The organism is Clostridium algidicarnis DSM 15099, assembly GCF_002934235.1.
GTDB lineage: Bacteria > Bacillota > Clostridia > Clostridiales > Clostridiaceae > Clostridium_L > Clostridium_L algidicarnis.
The window spans coordinates 39,808-57,179 of the sequence record NZ_PTIS01000015.1 but is presented as its reverse complement, the minus strand read 5'-3'; the positions used below and the strand labels follow the sequence as shown (position 1 = coordinate 57,179).

Below are 17,372 nucleotides of genomic sequence, written 5' to 3'. Positions count from 1 at the left end.
CTTATAAATCTTAAAATGTTTCACGTGAAACATAGAAAGGAAGGATTAGTAGTTGCAAGATATACTAAAAACAATAGGGGATCAGCAACCTTACATAATAATAGGGTTACTAGTTATAAATTTAATATTTTTAATACTTATAATTATATTATTTAAATCATTAGGAAAATTAGAACAAAAATATAGAAAGTTTATGAGAGGATCTAAAAATAAAAATATAGAGGAGTTAATAAATCTTTATTTAGATAAAGTAGAAGAAGGTAGATCCATAGCAGAAGAAGTTAAAACAATGTATGATAGTATGGAATTAAGGTTAAAAGATTGTATACAAAAGGTAGCTGTTATAAGGTATAAAGCATTTGAAGATGTAGGAAGTGATTTAAGTTTTTCTATAGCATTACTGAACTATAGTAATGATGGTGTCATAATTACAGGCATTTATGGAAGAAATGAAAGTACAACCTATGCTAAGCCTATAGATAAAGGCATATCTAGGTATGATTTATCTGAAGAAGAATTAAAAGTTTTAAATCAAGCTATTGAAGAGAAATAGCTATGAAATATGCCTCCAATTAAAACATATTTTAATTGGAGGCATATTTTATGGTTAGAAAGTAATATCTATTTTACTTAATATTAGGTGAGAGATTTAAAAGCTAATTATGTAGTTTCATTCGGGAGCCGTTTATGCATAAATCAGACTTTATTATAGCTTGATGGATAGATGTGGATATAACATCAGCTAATTTCATCACATTATATAATCTAGTGTTTTGTAGTATCATAAAATCTATACTAGCATAAATGTTTACTATTCCAGTTATGCTTAAATCACCTACAGGTGGTAAGTTCTTATTTAAAGCAGTTCCAGGATAGAGTGGTCCATTATTTATGAAAATGTTACCTACGCTATTTAATTTACCTAGACAAGCATCAATTGCAATTATATATGGAGAATTAAAGGTGGTATTAATTTCATTCATGGTTTCTGTTAAATTTTTAGCATGAATGGGATTTTTTAAAGTTCCGTAAATATTTAAGTTATTTCTAGTTAGTAAATTAAGCTTATTGCCTACTAAAGGTCCAAGGCTATCTCCAGTTGAACGGTCAGTTCCAATACATAAAAACACTATTGGATTGCCTTTATTTGATTCATTGGAAATTATATTAGAAAGATAATTTGATATTAAAACTACAGACCTTTTATCATTTGAATCAAAAGATAAATTTTCAATCATAAAAAATACTCCTTTTTTGGAATTATATCCATTAAGGAGTATTTTTATTCAACTATAAAATCAAAGAATATTTTATAGTATATCTACCTTTTTAAATACATTATAAAATACAACTAAAAACATACAAAATATTAATCCAGTAACTCCATTAGCCTTTAAACCTATGAAGGTAGCGGCTAGAACGGCTACAGGGTCTATACCTAAAGATGAAGATACTATCTTTGGCTCAACTATCTGACGTGTAATAAATACTACTAGGTATAATATGAGTAAGGCTATGGCTATGAAATAATTTTTTATAATTAGATTATAGATTATAAGTGGAAAATATATAAGTGGCATACCTAGTACTGGTAACAGGTCAAATAATGCACAAAGGATACTTAATATTAAAGCATAATTAACTTTTAGAATTAAAAATCCAGTTAAGGTTATAAGAAAAGTTATTAGTATAATGATTCCATAAGAGCCTATATAACTAAGTAACATTTTCTTACCATGGTTGAATACTTTTAAAGCTTTATCAGAGTTATTATTTTCTTTAATAGTAGAAACAAAAGGTACATTGTGTGTAACTACTTTTTTAGTGAAAAAATAAGTAGCTAAAAGTGTAAAAACAATTACCATACCTATATAGGGTATATATGCTAATATATTAATCAAATAACCTACGATAGATGTACCAATATTTACAGTTGAATTAAGAATTCCTGAAATTGAATTTAAAAAGTAATTTTTAGCTGTATCTAAAATATAAGGATCTATATCGTTAAAGTTATTTTGGAGCTTTGAAAATATATCTAGTATATTATAGTAATTAGAATCAATATAAGTTTGAATACCTTTAGTTAGTGTTATTATTTCCTTTATCATTGAGGATATGGTAAGTGATAATAAAGAAATTATTGCGGTAAAAAACACTAAGGTTGTAAGTATTGATGCCAATGATGCTTTAAGTTTAAATTTATTTACTAGATACCGCGTAGGTTTTCTAAGCAAATAAGCAAAGATTAAAGCTAGAACAAAGGGTAGTGTATAAGGTAGTGTTTTAAAGAATAATATAAATGCTAAAGTATATGCTACAAAAAATAGTAGTAGTTTATTAGTTTTATTTAAAAGTTGTGTCATAATTTAGCTACTCCTTAATATTTTATATAAACTGTCAATTGTATAGTTTATATCCTTTTTGTCATTAAAGGGTCCTATACTAAATCTTAACGTTCCTTCAGGATAAGTTCCTATGGTTTTATGTGCTAGTGGGGCACAATGTAGTCCTGTTCTAGTCATTATACCAAATTCAGAATCTAATATATATGAAACTTCAGAGGAGTCTATATCGTTAAAGTTTAAAGATATTACTGCAGTTCTATTTTTAGAACTTTTAAGACCATAAAGTTTGACTTTATCCATATTTAAAATAGAGTTTATAAATAAATCACAAAGATCATCTTCTCTTTCCTTTATTGAATTCATGCCTTCAGAATTTATATACTCTATTCCAGCTAAAAGGCCCATAACTCCAGGAGTATTCATAGTTCCACTTTCAAATTTATCTGGTAAAAAGGATGGCTGATAAACACTTGAAGATAAGCTACCAGTTCCACCAGTTATAATAGGATCACAAGCTTCACTTAATTTATCAGAAATTAAAAATCCACCTACGCCGGGAGGTCCAAGTAAACTTTTATGACCAGTAAAAGCTAGTGCACTACAGCCCACCTTTTCGAAATCAATATCTATAACACCAGCAGTTTGAGCTGCATCTATAATAAAGAAAATATCATTTTTGGCACATATTCTTCCTATAGCCTCTATAGGTTGTATAGATCCTATAATATTAGAAGCATGATTTATAACTACTAATTTTGTAGTTGGCTTTATAAGATTTTCGAATTCGTCTATATTTAAAACACCATTACCATCACATTGTAAGATATCTAAGTCTATATCTAAGTTGTCCTTTAGTTGAAATAAAGGCCTTAAAGAAGAATTATGCTCCATAGATGTAGTTATTACATGAAACCCTTTTTTTACAACTCCTTTAATTAGCATATTTAATGAAGCTGTAACGTTGTATGTAAATATTACATTTTCAGGTTTAGGGAAATTAAAAAGGGCACATAAGGATTCCCTACATTTATATATAAGTCTACTACTTTCTAAGGCTGAAGAATAACTTCCTCTTCCAGGACTTGCACCAATGTTTGTAAAGTAAGTAAGCATCTCAGTGTGTACAGAGGGTGGTTTTGGGTAAGTGGTAGCAGCATTATCAAGATAAACTTTCATTGTAAATTACCTCCTAATATTTATTAGTATACTACTATTATAATTCATAGACGTATATTTTTCAGCAATCTAATGTTAAAATATATTTTAATATTAGATTATAAGAGCCTAGTAGAAGTTTTTTAAAATAAAAGAATGATTCTAATGTTATAAGGCTTGAATCTACTTGTTTGACAATGAATTTAGCTTAAAGTATAATAAGCATAAAATATGTGAATTTTAAAATAAAAGGAGGGAAACTTTAGTGATAACAGCTTATCACTGAATATGAATTATGAAAGATTATTATTTAATAGTATTTAAAAATACACATGATGCAATAGAGTCAGAAAAGATATTAAAAGATAAGGGTGTTAAAGTTATAATAATGCCAACACCTACTTATATAACACAAAGCTGTGGCATCAGCATAAAGTTTTCAAAGGATAATTACGATTTAATTAGGAATATCATAGATAATGGTGAAATACATATAAAGAATCTTTATTACAAAAGTGAAGATAAGTTTGAGCAATTAATATAAATATTTACGTTCAGGAGGAATTATGTTATTAAGTTCTTTTTTTCAATTTAATGATCAATTTATAGGTATAGGTAGGTTTTGGATATCCATAGAAAAGCTTCAAGGATTTTTATTTAAAATATTAAATGTGGTTTTTATAATAGTTATAATGTTTATTATGGTTAAGCTTGGAACTAAGTTTATTGATAAATTTATTAAAAAGCAAAGCAAAATGAAAGTCTCACTGGATGTTAAAAAAGCTAGTACCCTTGGAACTCTTCTAAAAAGTATATTAAGGTATACAGTATACTTTTTTGGTGTAGCATCTATATTAACTCAAATAGTAGGACCTATAAGTCTTACTTTTGCTGGAATAGGTGGAGTAGCAATAGGATTTGCAGCACAAAACTTTGTTAAAGATATTATAAATGGATTTTTTATTTTATTTGAAGATCAGTTTGCAGTAGGTGACTACATTGATATTGAAGATAAGAGCGGAATTGTAGAGGGGATAGGCCTTAGATTAACTAAGATCAGGGACTTCAATGGAGACTTACATCTTATACCTAATGGTAATATAAATACAGTTACAAACCATTCTAGAGGATCAATAAGAGTTCTTGTTGATGTAGATATAGCAAGAGAAGAAGATATAGATAATGTAGTAGATATATTAAATTCTATATGTGAAAACTTCAAAAATAATGACAATATGGTAGATGGACCTAGGGTTATTGGTGTCACAGCTATAAAAGAGTTTGGATTTACTATAAGGGTTGTAGGAAGAGCTAAACCTATGACACAGTGGGAAGCTGAAAATGCATTAAGAAAAGAAATTAAAGATAATTTAGATCTGCATAAAATTAAAGTTCCTTATCCAAAGCGAGTAGTAATAAAAAGCGATAGTTTAAATAATGTTTAAAAAAAGTATGGGATGGAGAGGATAAGTAATGGATAAAACTTTTAATCTAGGTGATGTAGTTCAAATGAAAAAACAACATCCTTGTGGAAGTTATGACTGGGAAATAATAAGAGTTGGAGCAGATATTAAGATAAAGTGTAAGGGCTGCAATAGAATAGTTATGATTCCTAGAAGTAAATTTGAAAAAGATATTAAAAAGGTACTTTAATAAAAATAAGCATATTGACTTTGAAATTAAGTTATGGTAAGATTATTTGACGTGATCCCTGCTGTGATAAAATCACAGCCGTTAGTCCGGGGGGAGGAGGTGAAGTGCAATGAGAAAGTATGAAACTATATTTATATTACATCCAACAATGGAAGAAGAGGCTGTTAAAGCTAATATCGAAAAGTTTAAAGGTGTAATAGAAACTAATGGTGGAGTAGTTGACAATGTTGATTTCTGGGGCAAAAGAAAATTAGCTTATGAAATTAAGAAAGTTAACGAAGGATACTACACTTTGATAAACTTCAGTGCTAATCCTGAATTACCTAAAGAATTAGATAGAATATTCAGAATCACTGATGGTATAGTAAGACATATCATAGTTAAAGAAGAAGAATAAGGTGGTGGGTTAATTGAACAAAGTAGTTTTAATCGGAAGATTGACGAAAGATCCTGAATTGAGGTTTACTCCAGGAAACGGGACAGCAGTTACCACATTGACCTTAGCAGTAGATAGGTATAATCCTAAAGCTGCTCAAAAAGAAGCAGACTTTATACCCGTTGTGGTATGGGGAAAGCAAGCAGAAGCCACTGCAAACTACATGAATAAAGGTAAACTCATGGGAGTGAGCGGTAGGATTCAAACTAGGTCTTACGAAGCCAAAGATGGTACTAGAAGATATGTTACAGAGGTTGTAGCTGATGAAGTCCAATTCTTAGAATGGGGCAACAAGGAAGCAACATTTGGAGGCAATTCTAACCAAGGTTCGTCTTCAGGAGGAACATCCTTTGGAGGACCACAACAGTTCAGTGATGATGATATGACCCCCGTTGATGATGGGGACATTCCATTTTAATTTAAAAGTAAGGAGGAAATAGCATGAGTAGAGATCAAAAAGACGGCATGAGAAGAAGCGGCGGAGGCGGCGGCGGAAAAATGAGACGTTCTAAGAAAAAAGTCTGCACCTTCTGTATGGATAAGTCTGGAAGTATAGATTATAAAGATGTAAATAAACTTAGAAAGTTTATAACTGAAAGAGGAAAGATTCTTCCAAGAAGAATTTCCGGAGCTTGCGCTAAGCATCAAAGAGAAGTAACAGGCGCTATAAAGAGATCAAGAAACATAGCATTATTACCATTTACAACAGAACAATAAATGGTTAAAGTATAACCTCATCATAGGATGGGGTTTATTTTTTTGCTCTGTATAGTAAAACTAACTTAAAATTAGTTATTATGTAGTGCTTTTTAAATTATGTATGGTATAGACTATTGAAGCATAAACAAGTAAAGAATATACTTAAATTAATTTATAGTATAAAATTGTATAATGTTAAACTTTTAAGGAGAATATTTATGAATAAGACATTTAAAGAGAAGATAACATTAGTATATTTATCTTTAGTAATAACAATTGGTATAGTTGGTATATGCTCAGTAATTAATTTATATAATTTAAAAAACTCTATTGATGGACTTATGGTTGATAATTATAAAAGTATAAAGGCTTCCGATAACATGTCTGAATCCTTGGAGAAGTTAGATTTAATAGTAATATCTAGCATATATAATAATACCGAAGATAATATTGATGAGTTTTATAAAGAAAGCGATGAATTTTTTAAATTTTACAATATAGAGGCAAAAAATGTTACAGAAAAAGGTGAAGAAGAACTTATAAAGGAACTGTCTAAACAGTACTTAGAATATATTAAAGACTTTTCATCACTTCAAATTATTGCAAGAAATTCACAGTTGGAAGAGGCGGTAATGTTTTACAATGACACAATGATACAAACAGAAAATAGTGTAAGAAACACATTAAATGATATTAGATCTTTAAATGAACAATCTATGTTAAATAATAAAGATAAGGTAACTAACGATGCTCAAAATTCTATGTATTTAATATTAATAATTTCAACTTTTGCAGTGATAGGGGGATTTGTACTATCTAAGTATTACTTGGATAAGGTACTCAAACCAATACATCTTTTAACTGAAACTATAAAAAGGGTTAAAGAGGGCGATTTAAATCAACAATCACCAATAATATCAGAGGATGAAATAGGCGTAATGGCAAAAGAATTTAATAATATGACTAAAAGGTTATATGAATTTGAAAGAAGTACTTTAGGAAAGTTACTGGAAGAGAGAAATAAGACTATGGCTATAGTTAAAAGCTCATCTACACCACTTATAGTATTAGATACTAATTATAAGATAACCTTATTAAATAAAGCTTTTGAAGAATTCTTTAATATAGAAGAGAAGAAGGTATTAAATAAGCACTTTTTAGAAGCAGTAGATCAAGGAAAGATTTTTGATTATATATCTAGATCTTATAAAGTAATAAATAGTACTAATGAACATAAAGAACAGATAATTAATTTTCATATAAAAGGTGAGGAATATTATTTTAATGTAATCGTAACAAGGGTGGCTAACAGTGATGATGAAGAAAAAGTAAATGGAGTTGTTGTTGTGTTTCAAGATGTTACTCAATTAAAGCAGATTGAAAATATGAAGACAGAATTTATATCTACTATATCTCATGAATTTAAGACTCCATTAACCTCATTGATGATGGGAACTAGTATATTTACAGAGGGCAGCTTAGGAGAAATAAATAGTAAGCAAAGGGAAGTAATAGATACAATTAAAGAAGATTCAGAAAAACTTTTAGCTTTAGTTAATGATCTTTTAAAACTTTCAAAGTTAGAGAAAGAATTTTATAATTTAGCAAAAGGTAAGAAAATTGACTTATCTTATGAAGTACAAAATGGATTACCGGCAATAATGGGTGATTTTGAAAAGTTAACCTGGGTTGTTAATAACCTAATCTCTAATGCAATTAAATATTCTTTATATGAAGATAAAATAAATGTAAGAGCTTATAAGTCTGATTCTAAGATATATATATCAATAAAGGATACAGGTATTGGTATACCAGAAGATTATTTAGATAAGGTTTTTGAAAGGTTTGTTCAAATTCGTCCAGAAGATAGCGAAAATAAGGGTACAGGACTTGGACTTTCAATATGTAAACAAATAGTAGAGATACACAAAGGAGAAATATGGTGTGACAGTACTTTGGGAGAGGGTAGTGAATTCATCATAGCTTTACCTATAAATGAAGAAAAGTAGGAGGAATTTATTATGCAAAAGGTACTTGTTGTAGATGATACTAAAAATATAAGAATGATGTTGAGTACATGCCTAGAGTTAGAAGGGTATGAAGTTATACAATGTAAAAATGGATATGACGCCTTAGAAATTTTGGAAAAGAAAAAATTATATCTAGCATTTATAGATATAAAGATGCCAGAAATCAGCGGAACAGAAGTGCTTAGAAAAATAAGAGCAAAGGGTATATTAACCCCAGTTATAATAATGACAGCTTTTGCAACAGTAAAAAATGCTGTAGATTGCACCAAATTAGGAGCTATGGCTTATCTTCAAAAACCTTTTACATCAGATAAGATAAGATCAATATTAAAGGATTTATCTAAAGGAATATTATTTGATAAGGAAAATAATGCAAGTTATATAGATATGGCTAAAGAGCTTTTAAAAGAAGGTAAGCTCTATGATGCAATAAACATACTAAAAACTGCTTTAAGTGTGGAACCTTCAAATGCACAAATATATTATTTGCTTGGAAAAACATATGAGTCTTATGGTAATGTAAAGGAATCCATTAAATTCTTATCAGCTGCAGAAGTATTTGGGTATTCTGAATCAAATGAGAAGCTATGAGTGACGAATCTATTAACTAGTTGCATAAATATTGAAAGAAAACTACAATAGATATATATTTTAATCTTCACCTTTAAGGTATAATATCAATAAGGGAATATAGGAGGGGTTATATTGAAACAGGATAACTTTAATATAATGTCAGATATAAAGATAATAGAAGGATTAAAATCACAACTGTTATCTGTGATAGCAGAATTTTTTAAATTATTAACAAAGGGTAGTAATGTAGCTCAAGAAGCAATATTAGAATGCATTTCCGGGGCAATAATAATACTATATGTTTTAGCAGAAAGGCTGGGATATTCTTACACTGCTGTAGATGAGACAATGAAAAAGAAACTTAAAATTGGAATAATAGAAGAGGATGTAGTGGAAAAGGACGGTAAAAACCTTTCTAAATTAAATTCTCACTTAAGGGAAAGATAAATCTGATTTTAACAAGCTTTATTTTAGGAGGAAATTATGCAAAATAGAAAATACACTACAAAAGAAATATTAGAAGTAGGTTTAATGGCTGCTATTATTATTATATTTAATTTTATAATATTATATGTTCCTATTTTAGGCACAATAGTATCCATAGCTTTGCCATTACCTGTAGTAATATTATATGTAAGGCATAACGGAAAGATTGCTTTATTAACTTGTATTTTAAGTTTTATAGTTATGTTAATGTTTATAGATCCTATTAGGGCAATAATATCATCAACCAGTATATTACTTTTAGGTATTACCTTAGGATACTGTATAAAACACAAAAAAGGATTTTTTAAGACTCTTTTATATCAAACAATTGCAGGTCTTATACAAAGCTTAATTAGTGTATATATCTATATGTCATTTATAGTTAAAACTTCACTTGATGAGTATATAAATATTATGTTTATAGGGCCATTTAAGGAAAGTATTGCTATAAGTAAGGAATTATATGAAGGGTTGGGAGTGGATATTACAAGTAATCCTACTATGGATTTATTGGAATCCTTAGATACAAGAACGTTATTAATTATGATTCCAGCGGGTATTATAATTGTACTTGCTATATCAGCTTATATAAATATACTTATTTCCAATAAAGTTTTAAAGAGGTTAGGATACGAAGTTGAAGAGCCTAAATCTTTTACAAAGTGGTATTTTGATGATAAGGTAGCTGCAGGCTTTATACTTGTTATTTGCTTAAGTATTATACTTAATTCATATAATATACCTTTAGGAGAATATCTGCTTCCATTTAGCGTTACGTTATTTCAATTTATACTTTTAATAGATGGATTATCTGTTATATTTTATTATTTAGAAAAAAGATTTAATAATAAAAAAGGTATAAAAGTTTTCATAATAATTATGCTATTTATTATACAACCGCTAATTTTATTTGTTGTTTATTTAGGGCTTGGAGATATATTTATAGATCTTAGAGAAATAAATCCAAATAGCTTACGTAATACTTTTAAGAAAAGATTAAAAAAATAAATACTAAATTATATAAGAGAATTTAAGAATTCATACCTGTATTAATTTAGGAAGGCGGATTATTGTGGAGAGGTATAAAAGATTAGTAACAAATACAAAGGTTTATATGACTATTATAGGAATACTTATAGCCTTATTATTTATAAAAGGCCATTTGATAGAAGGTATTTTATTTTCTTTGATTTACGTTTGTCTTATATATTATAATTATAATAATTTAAGAGAAAAGAATAATAATTGGAAGGAATTTTTAGAAGACTTTTCTGAAAATTTAGATCAGGCTACTAAAAATATGTTAATAAATCTTCCATTTCCACTACTTATAGTAGGAGAACAAGGTAATATATCATGGTATAATAACAGGTTTTCAGATATACTAAAAGGAGAAGAGATATTAAGTAAAAATATAAGTTATTTAATTGAAGAGTTTAATATAGAAGAAAACCCAGAGTCAGATAAAACAGTTTATAACAATGTTAAAATTGGTGATGGTTATTATGATGTCCATACAAGCATTGTGAAGACGCCAGATAAGAATTATGTAGATCATTCTTTAAGAATGTTGTATTTTTATGATATAACTACTAGTAAAAAAAATATAGAAGCTAAAGAAAATATAATGTTAATTGAAGTAGACAATCTAGATGAAGTTATAAAAAGTACAGAGGAAGATATGAGGCCCTTACTTGCAGCTGAAATAGAAAGAGCAATAAATAGTTATGCTCAAAATATTAATGCTATGATACGGAAATATTCTTCTAATAAATATGTTTTATCTGTTCAAAGTCTTTATGTAGAAGCAGATATGAGACGTAAGTTTGAAATTTTAGATATAATTAGAGAAATAAACCTTGGAAATAAATTAGCAGTGACTCTTAGTGTTGGAGTTGGTAGAGGTGGTAAAAATCCTTTAGAAAACCATAACTATGCTAATAAGGCTAAAGAACTTGCCCTTGGAAGAGGTGGGGATCAGGTTGTTATAAAAAATGTAGAAAAGCTTTCATTTTATGGTGGTAATACTAAAGAAGTTGAAAAGCGTACTAAAGTTAGAGCAAGAGTGATAGCGCATTCATTAAACAATCTAATTACCGAAAGTAGCAATATATTTATAATGGGTCACCGAAATCCTGATATGGATTGCTTAGGTGCAGCTGTTGGTTTAAGTAGTGCTATAAAAAAGAAGAATAAAGAATGTTATATAGTTTTAGAAGATGGTAATAATAACATAAAATATATTTTGGATAAACTAAGTAAGCATGAGGAATATGATGATTTGTTTTTAACTGCAAAGGATAGTATGCCTAAAATTGATGAAAATAGTCTTTTAATTTTAGTAGATGTGCATAGCATGAGCTACGTACAAAATCCTGAAATAGTAAACTCTATTAAAAAGAGAATGATAATAGATCATCATAGAAGGAATCCTGATATTATAGAAGATTCTATTATAACTTATATAGAAACATATGCTTCATCAACTTCAGAATTGGTTACAGAAATGATACAATACATGTTAGATAAACCAAAGCTTACTCAAATTGAAGCAGAAGCGCTTTTAGCAGGAATATGTCTAGATACTAAGAATTTTTATTTCAAAACAGGGGTTAGAACCTTTGAAGCAGCTTCTTTTTTAAGAAGATCAGGAGCAGACACTATTGATGTAAAGAAGATGTTTGGCCATGATCTATCTTCTTATTTAAAGAAGGCTGAAATAATAAAATCGGTGGTAGTTGAAAATGATATTGCAATTGCTACTTGTCCACCAAATATACAAGATACCATAATCGCAGCACAAGCATCAGATGAACTACTAAACATCACAGGTATTAAGGCATCCTTTGTTCTTGTTAAAATAGATAATGACGTTAATATAAGTGGTAGATCTTTTGGAGATTTAAACGTACAGGTTATATTAGAATCTCTTGGTGGTGGGGGACATATGACTATGGCAGGAGCTAAAGTTAATGACTCATCTTTAGATGAAGCAGTAGAAATGTTAAAAGGTTCTATAGGTAAATACTTAAAGGAAGGTGACAAAAAATGAAGGTAATATTATTATCAGATGTCAAAGGTCTTGGGAAAAAAGGAGAAGCTGTAAATGCAGCTGATGGATATGCAAGGAACTTTTTATTTAGAAAGAAACTTGCTGAAGAGGCAACTAGTGAAAACTTGCATATATTAAACACAAAAAATGAAAATGAAAGAAAGAAAAAGTCTGCTGAAATAGAAGAGGCTCAAAAACTTGCAAACAGCCTAAAAGGAAAAGAAATAAAGATATCAGCTAAAACAGGTGAAAGTGGAAGATTATTTGGAGCTATAACAAATAAAGATGTAGCAGAACTTATTAAACAGCAATATAAAATAGATATAGATAAGAAAAAGCTAGTTATGGATACATTAAAACAAGTTGGAACTTATGAGGTAGAGGTAAAGCTTTATCCTGAAATAGCTACAAAAATGAAAATTGTTATTGCAGCACAGTAACGAGGAGGATATATATTGAAGTCAGAAAAAGGGTTATCAGAAATAGAAGAAATAGAAGAAATAGAAGAAACAGAAGAAATCTTAAATAATAAAATAGATTTAGAATCACAGATAAATGTATCTCTTGAAGTCTTAAATAATGTTTTAGATGAAGGTGCAGTAAGAGCTAGGACTGTAAAGTTTAAATTACAAAAGCATGTGAAAAGTGATGATTTATATAAAAGAGCCTATGCTTTAAATAAAATAGTAAGCGATGGTAAAGGTATAGCTAGTTCTATACCAAGTGAAAAAGAAATAGACGAAGTTATGGAAGACACAAATAAGTGGATGTCTGAAAACCTAGCAAGAAAGTATATACAAAACAAAATAGAAGAACAGGTGGAAGAGGCTTTAAGGGAAAGACAAGATAAGTATATTGATGATATGAGACTTGGAATAATAAGAAAACAAAAGGGGCCAGAAAACACTAAAACCCTTAAAAAGCATGCTGATCTAGAAGCTTTAGATTCTAGAAAGTTAGGCAGAAGCCTACAGACATTTTTAAGACCAGAAAGCTTTGATGAAATCATCGGACAAGAAAGAGCTATAAAATCATTATTATCAAAGATATCATCTCCTTATCCACAACATATAATACTTTATGGACCTCCAGGGGTTGGTAAGACTACAGCAGCTAGGCTCGCACTAGAAGAGGCAAAGAAGCTCCAGCTTACTCCATTTTCAAAGGATGGTAAGTTTATAGAAGTAGATGGTACAACTTTAAGATGGGATCCAAGAGAAATAACTAATCCACTTTTAGGATCAGTACATGATCCCATATATCAAGGTAGTAAAAGAGATTTAGCCGAAGTTGGTATACCAGAACCAAAGCCAGGCCTTGTTACAGATGCTCATGGTGGAGTTTTATTTATAGATGAGATTGGAGAACTAGATTCCATACTTCAAAATAAACTTCTAAAGGTATTAGAAGATAAAAGGGTAGAGTTTTCATCTTCATATTATGATCCAGATGATGAGAATACACCTAAGTATATAAAGTATCTTTTTGAAAAGGGTGCCCCAGCAGACTTTGTTTTAATAGGAGCTACAACTAAAGAACCAAGGGACTTAAATCCAGCTTTAAGATCTAGATGTACTGAAGTCTACTTTGAACCACTAGCTTCAAAAGATATAGAAAAGATAGTGGAAAATGCAGCAGATAAACTTAAGGTTAAATTAGAAGATGGAGTTTCAGAACTAATTAGTAGATACACCATAGAAGGAAGAAAAGCTGTAAACATGTTATCCGATTGTTATGGATATATACTTTATGGAGAAAAACAAAATAAAGATGATATATATATAACTAAAAAGGATGTTGAAGAGGTAATAGCAATAAGTAGATTTACTCCTTATGATACATTAGAAGATAATAGAGGAAAATATGAAATTGGACATATATATGGTTTAGGTGTAAGTGGTTTTATAGGTTCTACTATTGAAATAGAAGCATCTGTCTTAAAGGCTACAGAAAAAGGCAAGGGAAGAGTAAGGTTTAATGATACTGCAGGTAGTATGGCTAAGGACTCTGTATTTAATGCGGCGGCTGTAATAAGAAAAGTTACAGACAAAGATATTAAAGATTATGATGTGCATGTAAATGTCATAGGTGGAGGAAAGATTGATGGTCCTTCAGCAGGAGCAGCTATAACAGCTTGTATAATTAGTGCATTACTAGAAAAGCCATTAAGACAAGATATAGCCCTTACAGGTGAAATATCTATTAGAGGTAAAGTAAAACCTGTAGGTGGAATATTTGAAAAGATATATGGGGCTAGAAGAAAGGGTGTAACCCTTGTATTAGTACCAAAGGATAATGAAAAAGAGATACCTTCAGGACTAACTGATATAGAAGTTAAATCAGTAGATACAATAGAAGATGTTTTAGAAATAGTATTTAAATAATAAGGTAATAAGACTCCTCTTTACTGAAGATGGAGTCTATATTACATTTTAAACAGGAGGGGTATGGATGGAAGCGCCCATAATGAAAAGCTTACCTCAAAATACGGAAGCGGAACAATCAGTTTTAGGATCAATGATAATAGATAAGACATCCATAGCTCAAGCAGTAGAGGTTCTTAGAAGTGAGGATTTTTATAGGGATGCGCATAAGGTTATATTTCAAGCTATATTAGAGCTTTATCAAAAGGATGCACCAGTAGATATGATAACCTTAATAGAACACTTAAGGTCTATTGAAAAGCTCGAAAACTCTGGAGGGATAACATACATAACAGAAATAAGTAATTCTGTTCCTTCCACTGCTAATCTACAATCTTATATAAAGATTGTAGAAGATAAGTCTATGTTAAGAAAGCTAATAAGGTCTTCTACAGAAATCATAGAAAATAGCTATAATAAACAAGACAATGTAGAAGAAGTATTAGATTTTGCAGAAAAGAAGATATTTGATATAGCAGAAAAAAGAACTACTAGTGATTTTGAATCTATAAGCTCAGTTTTAGAAAGAGGATTTTTAGAAATAGAAAGGCTATTTAACAATAAGGGAGATATCACAGGAGTACCTACAGGATTTCCTGAATTAGATAGTAAAACCTCAGGATTTCAAAGCGGTGATATGGTTCTTATTGCTGCTAGACCTTCTATGGGTAAAACAACATTTGCTTTAAATATAGCCCAATATGCTTCATTAAGAGCAAATAAAAGTGTGGTTATATTTTCACTTGAAATGTCTAAAGAGCAGTTAGGTTATAAGCTTTTGTGTGCTGAAGCTAATGTAGATATGCTAAAACTTAGGACAGGGAATCTTGAAGATCAAGACTGGGAAAACATAGCTAGAGCTTCAGGACCTTTAGCGGCATCTAAAATATATATAGATGATACACCTGGTATAACTGTAATGGAAATGCGATCTAAATGTAGAAGAATAAAAATAGAGCATGGAATAGATATGATAATTATAGATTACTTACAGCTTATGTCTGGATCAGGAAGTGAAAGTAGGCAGCAAGAGGTTTCAGAAATATCAAGATCTATAAAAGCATTAGCAAAAGAGATGAAATGCCCTATAATAGCACTTTCTCAGTTGTCTCGTGCTCCAGAGCAAAGAGCAGATCATAGACCAATGCTCTCAGACCTCAGAGAATCAGGTTCCATAGAGCAAGATGCTGATATTGTTATGTTTCTTTATAGAGATGAATATTATAATAAAGAAACTGAAGAAAAAAACATTGCAGAATGCATAATATCTAAGCAAAGAAACGGTCCTGTTGGAACTGTTAAATTAGCATGGCTTGGACAATATAGTAAGTTTGGAAGATTAGATATAATACATCAAGAATAAAAAAGGCGAGGGTATCCTCGCCTTTTTTTATTAGTAGGATTTATAATGCACCAAATTTTATTTGAAAGATGCTTTTATATAACTACTTTTTTAATCAAACCTAGTGTATAATCATAATGTAATAAAATATTGATTTAATATTTAACTTTTCAATGGTTATATTAAATCAATATGAATAGTTATGCACAAAACTGTAAAGGTTTACATAAGTATTCAAAAATAATGCATAAAGTGGGGATTTTTATGAATAAAGTGACAAGAAATATTATGGATTACGCTATTATAACCTTTGGGATACTTTTAGTATCTATAGGAACTTACTTCTTTTTAATGCCAAACAACATAGCAGCCGGAGGTGTTAATGGACTTGCTATGATATTAAATAAACACATTCCAGCCCTTGCAGTAGGTACATCCATGTTTTTTATGAATATAATACTTTTTATAGTAGCATTCATATTGATAGGTAACTCTTTTGGTGCAAGGACTATATATGCAAGCTTATTATTATCTGGGTTAGTTAGAACCTTTGAGGTTATATTCCCACATAACGTACCCTTTACTAATGACATTTTACTTGAATTATTTTTTGGTATATTAATTCAAGGAGCGGGTATGGGAATAATATTTAACAAAAACGCATCTACAGGAGGCACTGATATTATAGCTAAGATTTTAAATAAGTATTTCCAGATGAATATAGCAAAAGGATTGTTATTATCTGATATTGTAGTGATAACATTAGCTGCATTTACATTCGGTCTTCAAGAAGGCTTATATGCTCTTATGGCTGTAACATTAAATGCAGTAGTTATAGATAGAATGATTGAAGGGCTTAATTCATGTATAGAAGTTAGAATAATAAGCCTTAAAAAAGATGTAATTGAGAAGTTTATATTAGAAGAAATAGGTAGGGGGGCTACCACCTATTATGCAAAGGGAAGTTATTCAAAGGGCGATATACAAGTTCTTTGTACCATAGTTGATAATAGGGAATTTATCAAAATAAAGAATTTTATAAAGGTAGAAGATCCAAAGGCCTTTGTTAGTGTAACAGATGTTTTTGAAACCTTAGGAGATGGATTTAAGACTTTTTAAAACTAAAGGAGGGAAGATTTCCTCCTTTAGTTTTCTATTAGTATTTAGAAGATATA

General features: G+C 29.6%; 18 protein-coding genes and 1 pseudogene. 16 read left to right on the top strand and 3 right to left on the bottom strand.

Annotation, left to right across the window (positions count from 1 at the left end):
* Positions 1-52: 52 nt before the first annotated feature.
* Complete coding sequence (locus BD821_RS10345) at positions 53-553, top strand: DUF4446 family protein (protein ID WP_029451750.1); 501 nt, start codon at positions 53-55, stop codon at positions 551-553.
* Between the two features lie 103 nt (positions 554-656).
* Here BD821_RS10345 and yyaC read toward each other — a convergent pair whose 3' ends face one another.
* From yyaC to BD821_RS10330, 3 genes are all read right to left on the bottom strand, one after another.
* The gene (gene yyaC / locus BD821_RS10340) at positions 657-1,238 is read right to left on the bottom strand and encodes a spore protease YyaC (RefSeq protein WP_104410414.1); all 582 of its coding nucleotides are present in this window, start codon (positions 1,236-1,238) and stop codon (positions 657-659) included.
* A 72-nt stretch (positions 1,239-1,310) separates the two neighbouring features.
* Complete coding sequence (ytvI, locus tag BD821_RS10335; protein ID WP_104410413.1) at positions 1,311-2,366, bottom strand: sporulation integral membrane protein YtvI; 1,056 nt, start codon at positions 2,364-2,366, stop codon at positions 1,311-1,313.
* A gap of 3 nt (positions 2,367-2,369) precedes the next feature.
* Positions 2,370-3,524 carry an aminotransferase class V-fold PLP-dependent enzyme gene (locus BD821_RS10330; RefSeq protein ID WP_104410412.1) on the bottom strand — a complete coding sequence of 385 codons (1,155 nt, stop codon included), beginning with the start codon at positions 3,522-3,524 and terminating at the stop codon, positions 2,370-2,372.
* Positions 3,525-3,798: 274 nt separating this feature from the next.
* Here BD821_RS10330 and BD821_RS10325 point away from each other — a divergent pair, with 274 nt between their 5' ends.
* The 15 genes and pseudogenes from BD821_RS10325 to BD821_RS10255 all read left to right on the top strand — a co-directional run bounded on the left by BD821_RS10325 (position 3,799) and on the right by BD821_RS10255 (position 17,316).
* Positions 3,799-4,047 (top strand): putative Se/S carrier protein, encoded by a 249-nt coding sequence (locus BD821_RS10325; protein ID WP_029451745.1) that lies wholly within the window; start codon positions 3,799-3,801, stop codon positions 4,045-4,047.
* A 22-nt stretch (positions 4,048-4,069) separates the two neighbouring features.
* Positions 4,070-4,948, top strand: coding sequence for a mechanosensitive ion channel family protein (locus BD821_RS10320; protein ID WP_104410411.1), 879 nt, complete (start codon positions 4,070-4,072; stop codon positions 4,946-4,948).
* 28 nt (positions 4,949-4,976) lie between these two features.
* A complete protein-coding gene (locus tag BD821_RS10315) occupies positions 4,977-5,156 on the top strand; it encodes a DUF951 domain-containing protein (protein ID WP_104410410.1) in 180 nt (59 codons plus the stop codon).
* 109 nt (positions 5,157-5,265) lie between these two features.
* Positions 5,266-5,553: a 30S ribosomal protein S6 gene (gene rpsF / locus BD821_RS10310; protein WP_029451741.1), complete on the top strand. Its 288-nt coding sequence runs from the start codon at positions 5,266-5,268 to the stop codon at positions 5,551-5,553.
* A gap of 13 nt (positions 5,554-5,566) precedes the next feature.
* Positions 5,567-5,893 (top strand): annotated as a pseudogene (locus BD821_RS10305) (single-stranded DNA-binding protein); the annotation flags it as partial.
* 164 nt (positions 5,894-6,057) lie between these two features.
* Positions 6,058-6,309, top strand: a complete 252-nt coding sequence (gene rpsR, locus BD821_RS10300) for a 30S ribosomal protein S18 (protein WP_372443416.1) — start codon at positions 6,058-6,060, stop codon at positions 6,307-6,309.
* Between the two features lie 200 nt (positions 6,310-6,509).
* Positions 6,510-8,300, top strand: coding sequence for a sensor histidine kinase (locus tag BD821_RS10295; RefSeq protein WP_104410409.1), 1,791 nt, complete (start codon positions 6,510-6,512; stop codon positions 8,298-8,300).
* A gap of 12 nt (positions 8,301-8,312) precedes the next feature.
* Positions 8,313-8,912 (top strand): response regulator, encoded by a 600-nt coding sequence (locus BD821_RS10290; protein WP_104410408.1) that lies wholly within the window; start codon positions 8,313-8,315, stop codon positions 8,910-8,912.
* A 114-nt stretch (positions 8,913-9,026) separates the two neighbouring features.
* Positions 9,027-9,341 carry a MazG-like family protein gene (locus BD821_RS10285; RefSeq protein ID WP_029451736.1) on the top strand — a complete coding sequence of 105 codons (315 nt, stop codon included), beginning with the start codon at positions 9,027-9,029 and terminating at the stop codon, positions 9,339-9,341.
* Positions 9,342-9,377: 36 nt separating this feature from the next.
* Positions 9,378-10,388: a YybS family protein gene (locus BD821_RS10280; protein WP_104410407.1), complete on the top strand. Its 1,011-nt coding sequence runs from the start codon at positions 9,378-9,380 to the stop codon at positions 10,386-10,388.
* Positions 10,389-10,494: 106 nt separating this feature from the next.
* Positions 10,495-12,432, top strand: a complete 1,938-nt coding sequence (locus BD821_RS10275; RefSeq protein ID WP_104410425.1) for a DHH family phosphoesterase — start codon at positions 10,495-10,497, stop codon at positions 12,430-12,432.
* Positions 12,429-12,872: a 50S ribosomal protein L9 gene (gene rplI, locus BD821_RS10270; protein ID WP_104410406.1), complete on the top strand. Its 444-nt coding sequence runs from the start codon at positions 12,429-12,431 to the stop codon at positions 12,870-12,872. Before BD821_RS10275 ends, rplI begins: the two co-directional genes overlap by 4 nt.
* 42 nt (positions 12,873-12,914) lie before the next feature.
* Positions 12,915-14,816, top strand: a complete 1,902-nt coding sequence (lonC, locus tag BD821_RS10265; RefSeq protein ID WP_104410424.1) for a Lon family ATP-dependent protease — start codon at positions 12,915-12,917, stop codon at positions 14,814-14,816.
* A gap of 67 nt (positions 14,817-14,883) precedes the next feature.
* A complete protein-coding gene (locus BD821_RS10260) occupies positions 14,884-16,218 on the top strand; it encodes a replicative DNA helicase (RefSeq protein ID WP_104410405.1) in 1,335 nt (444 codons plus the stop codon).
* 267 nt (positions 16,219-16,485) lie between these two features.
* A complete protein-coding gene (locus tag BD821_RS10255; RefSeq protein WP_242971490.1) occupies positions 16,486-17,316 on the top strand; it encodes a YitT family protein in 831 nt (276 codons plus the stop codon).
* The last annotated feature ends 56 nt before the right edge of the window (positions 17,317-17,372 follow it).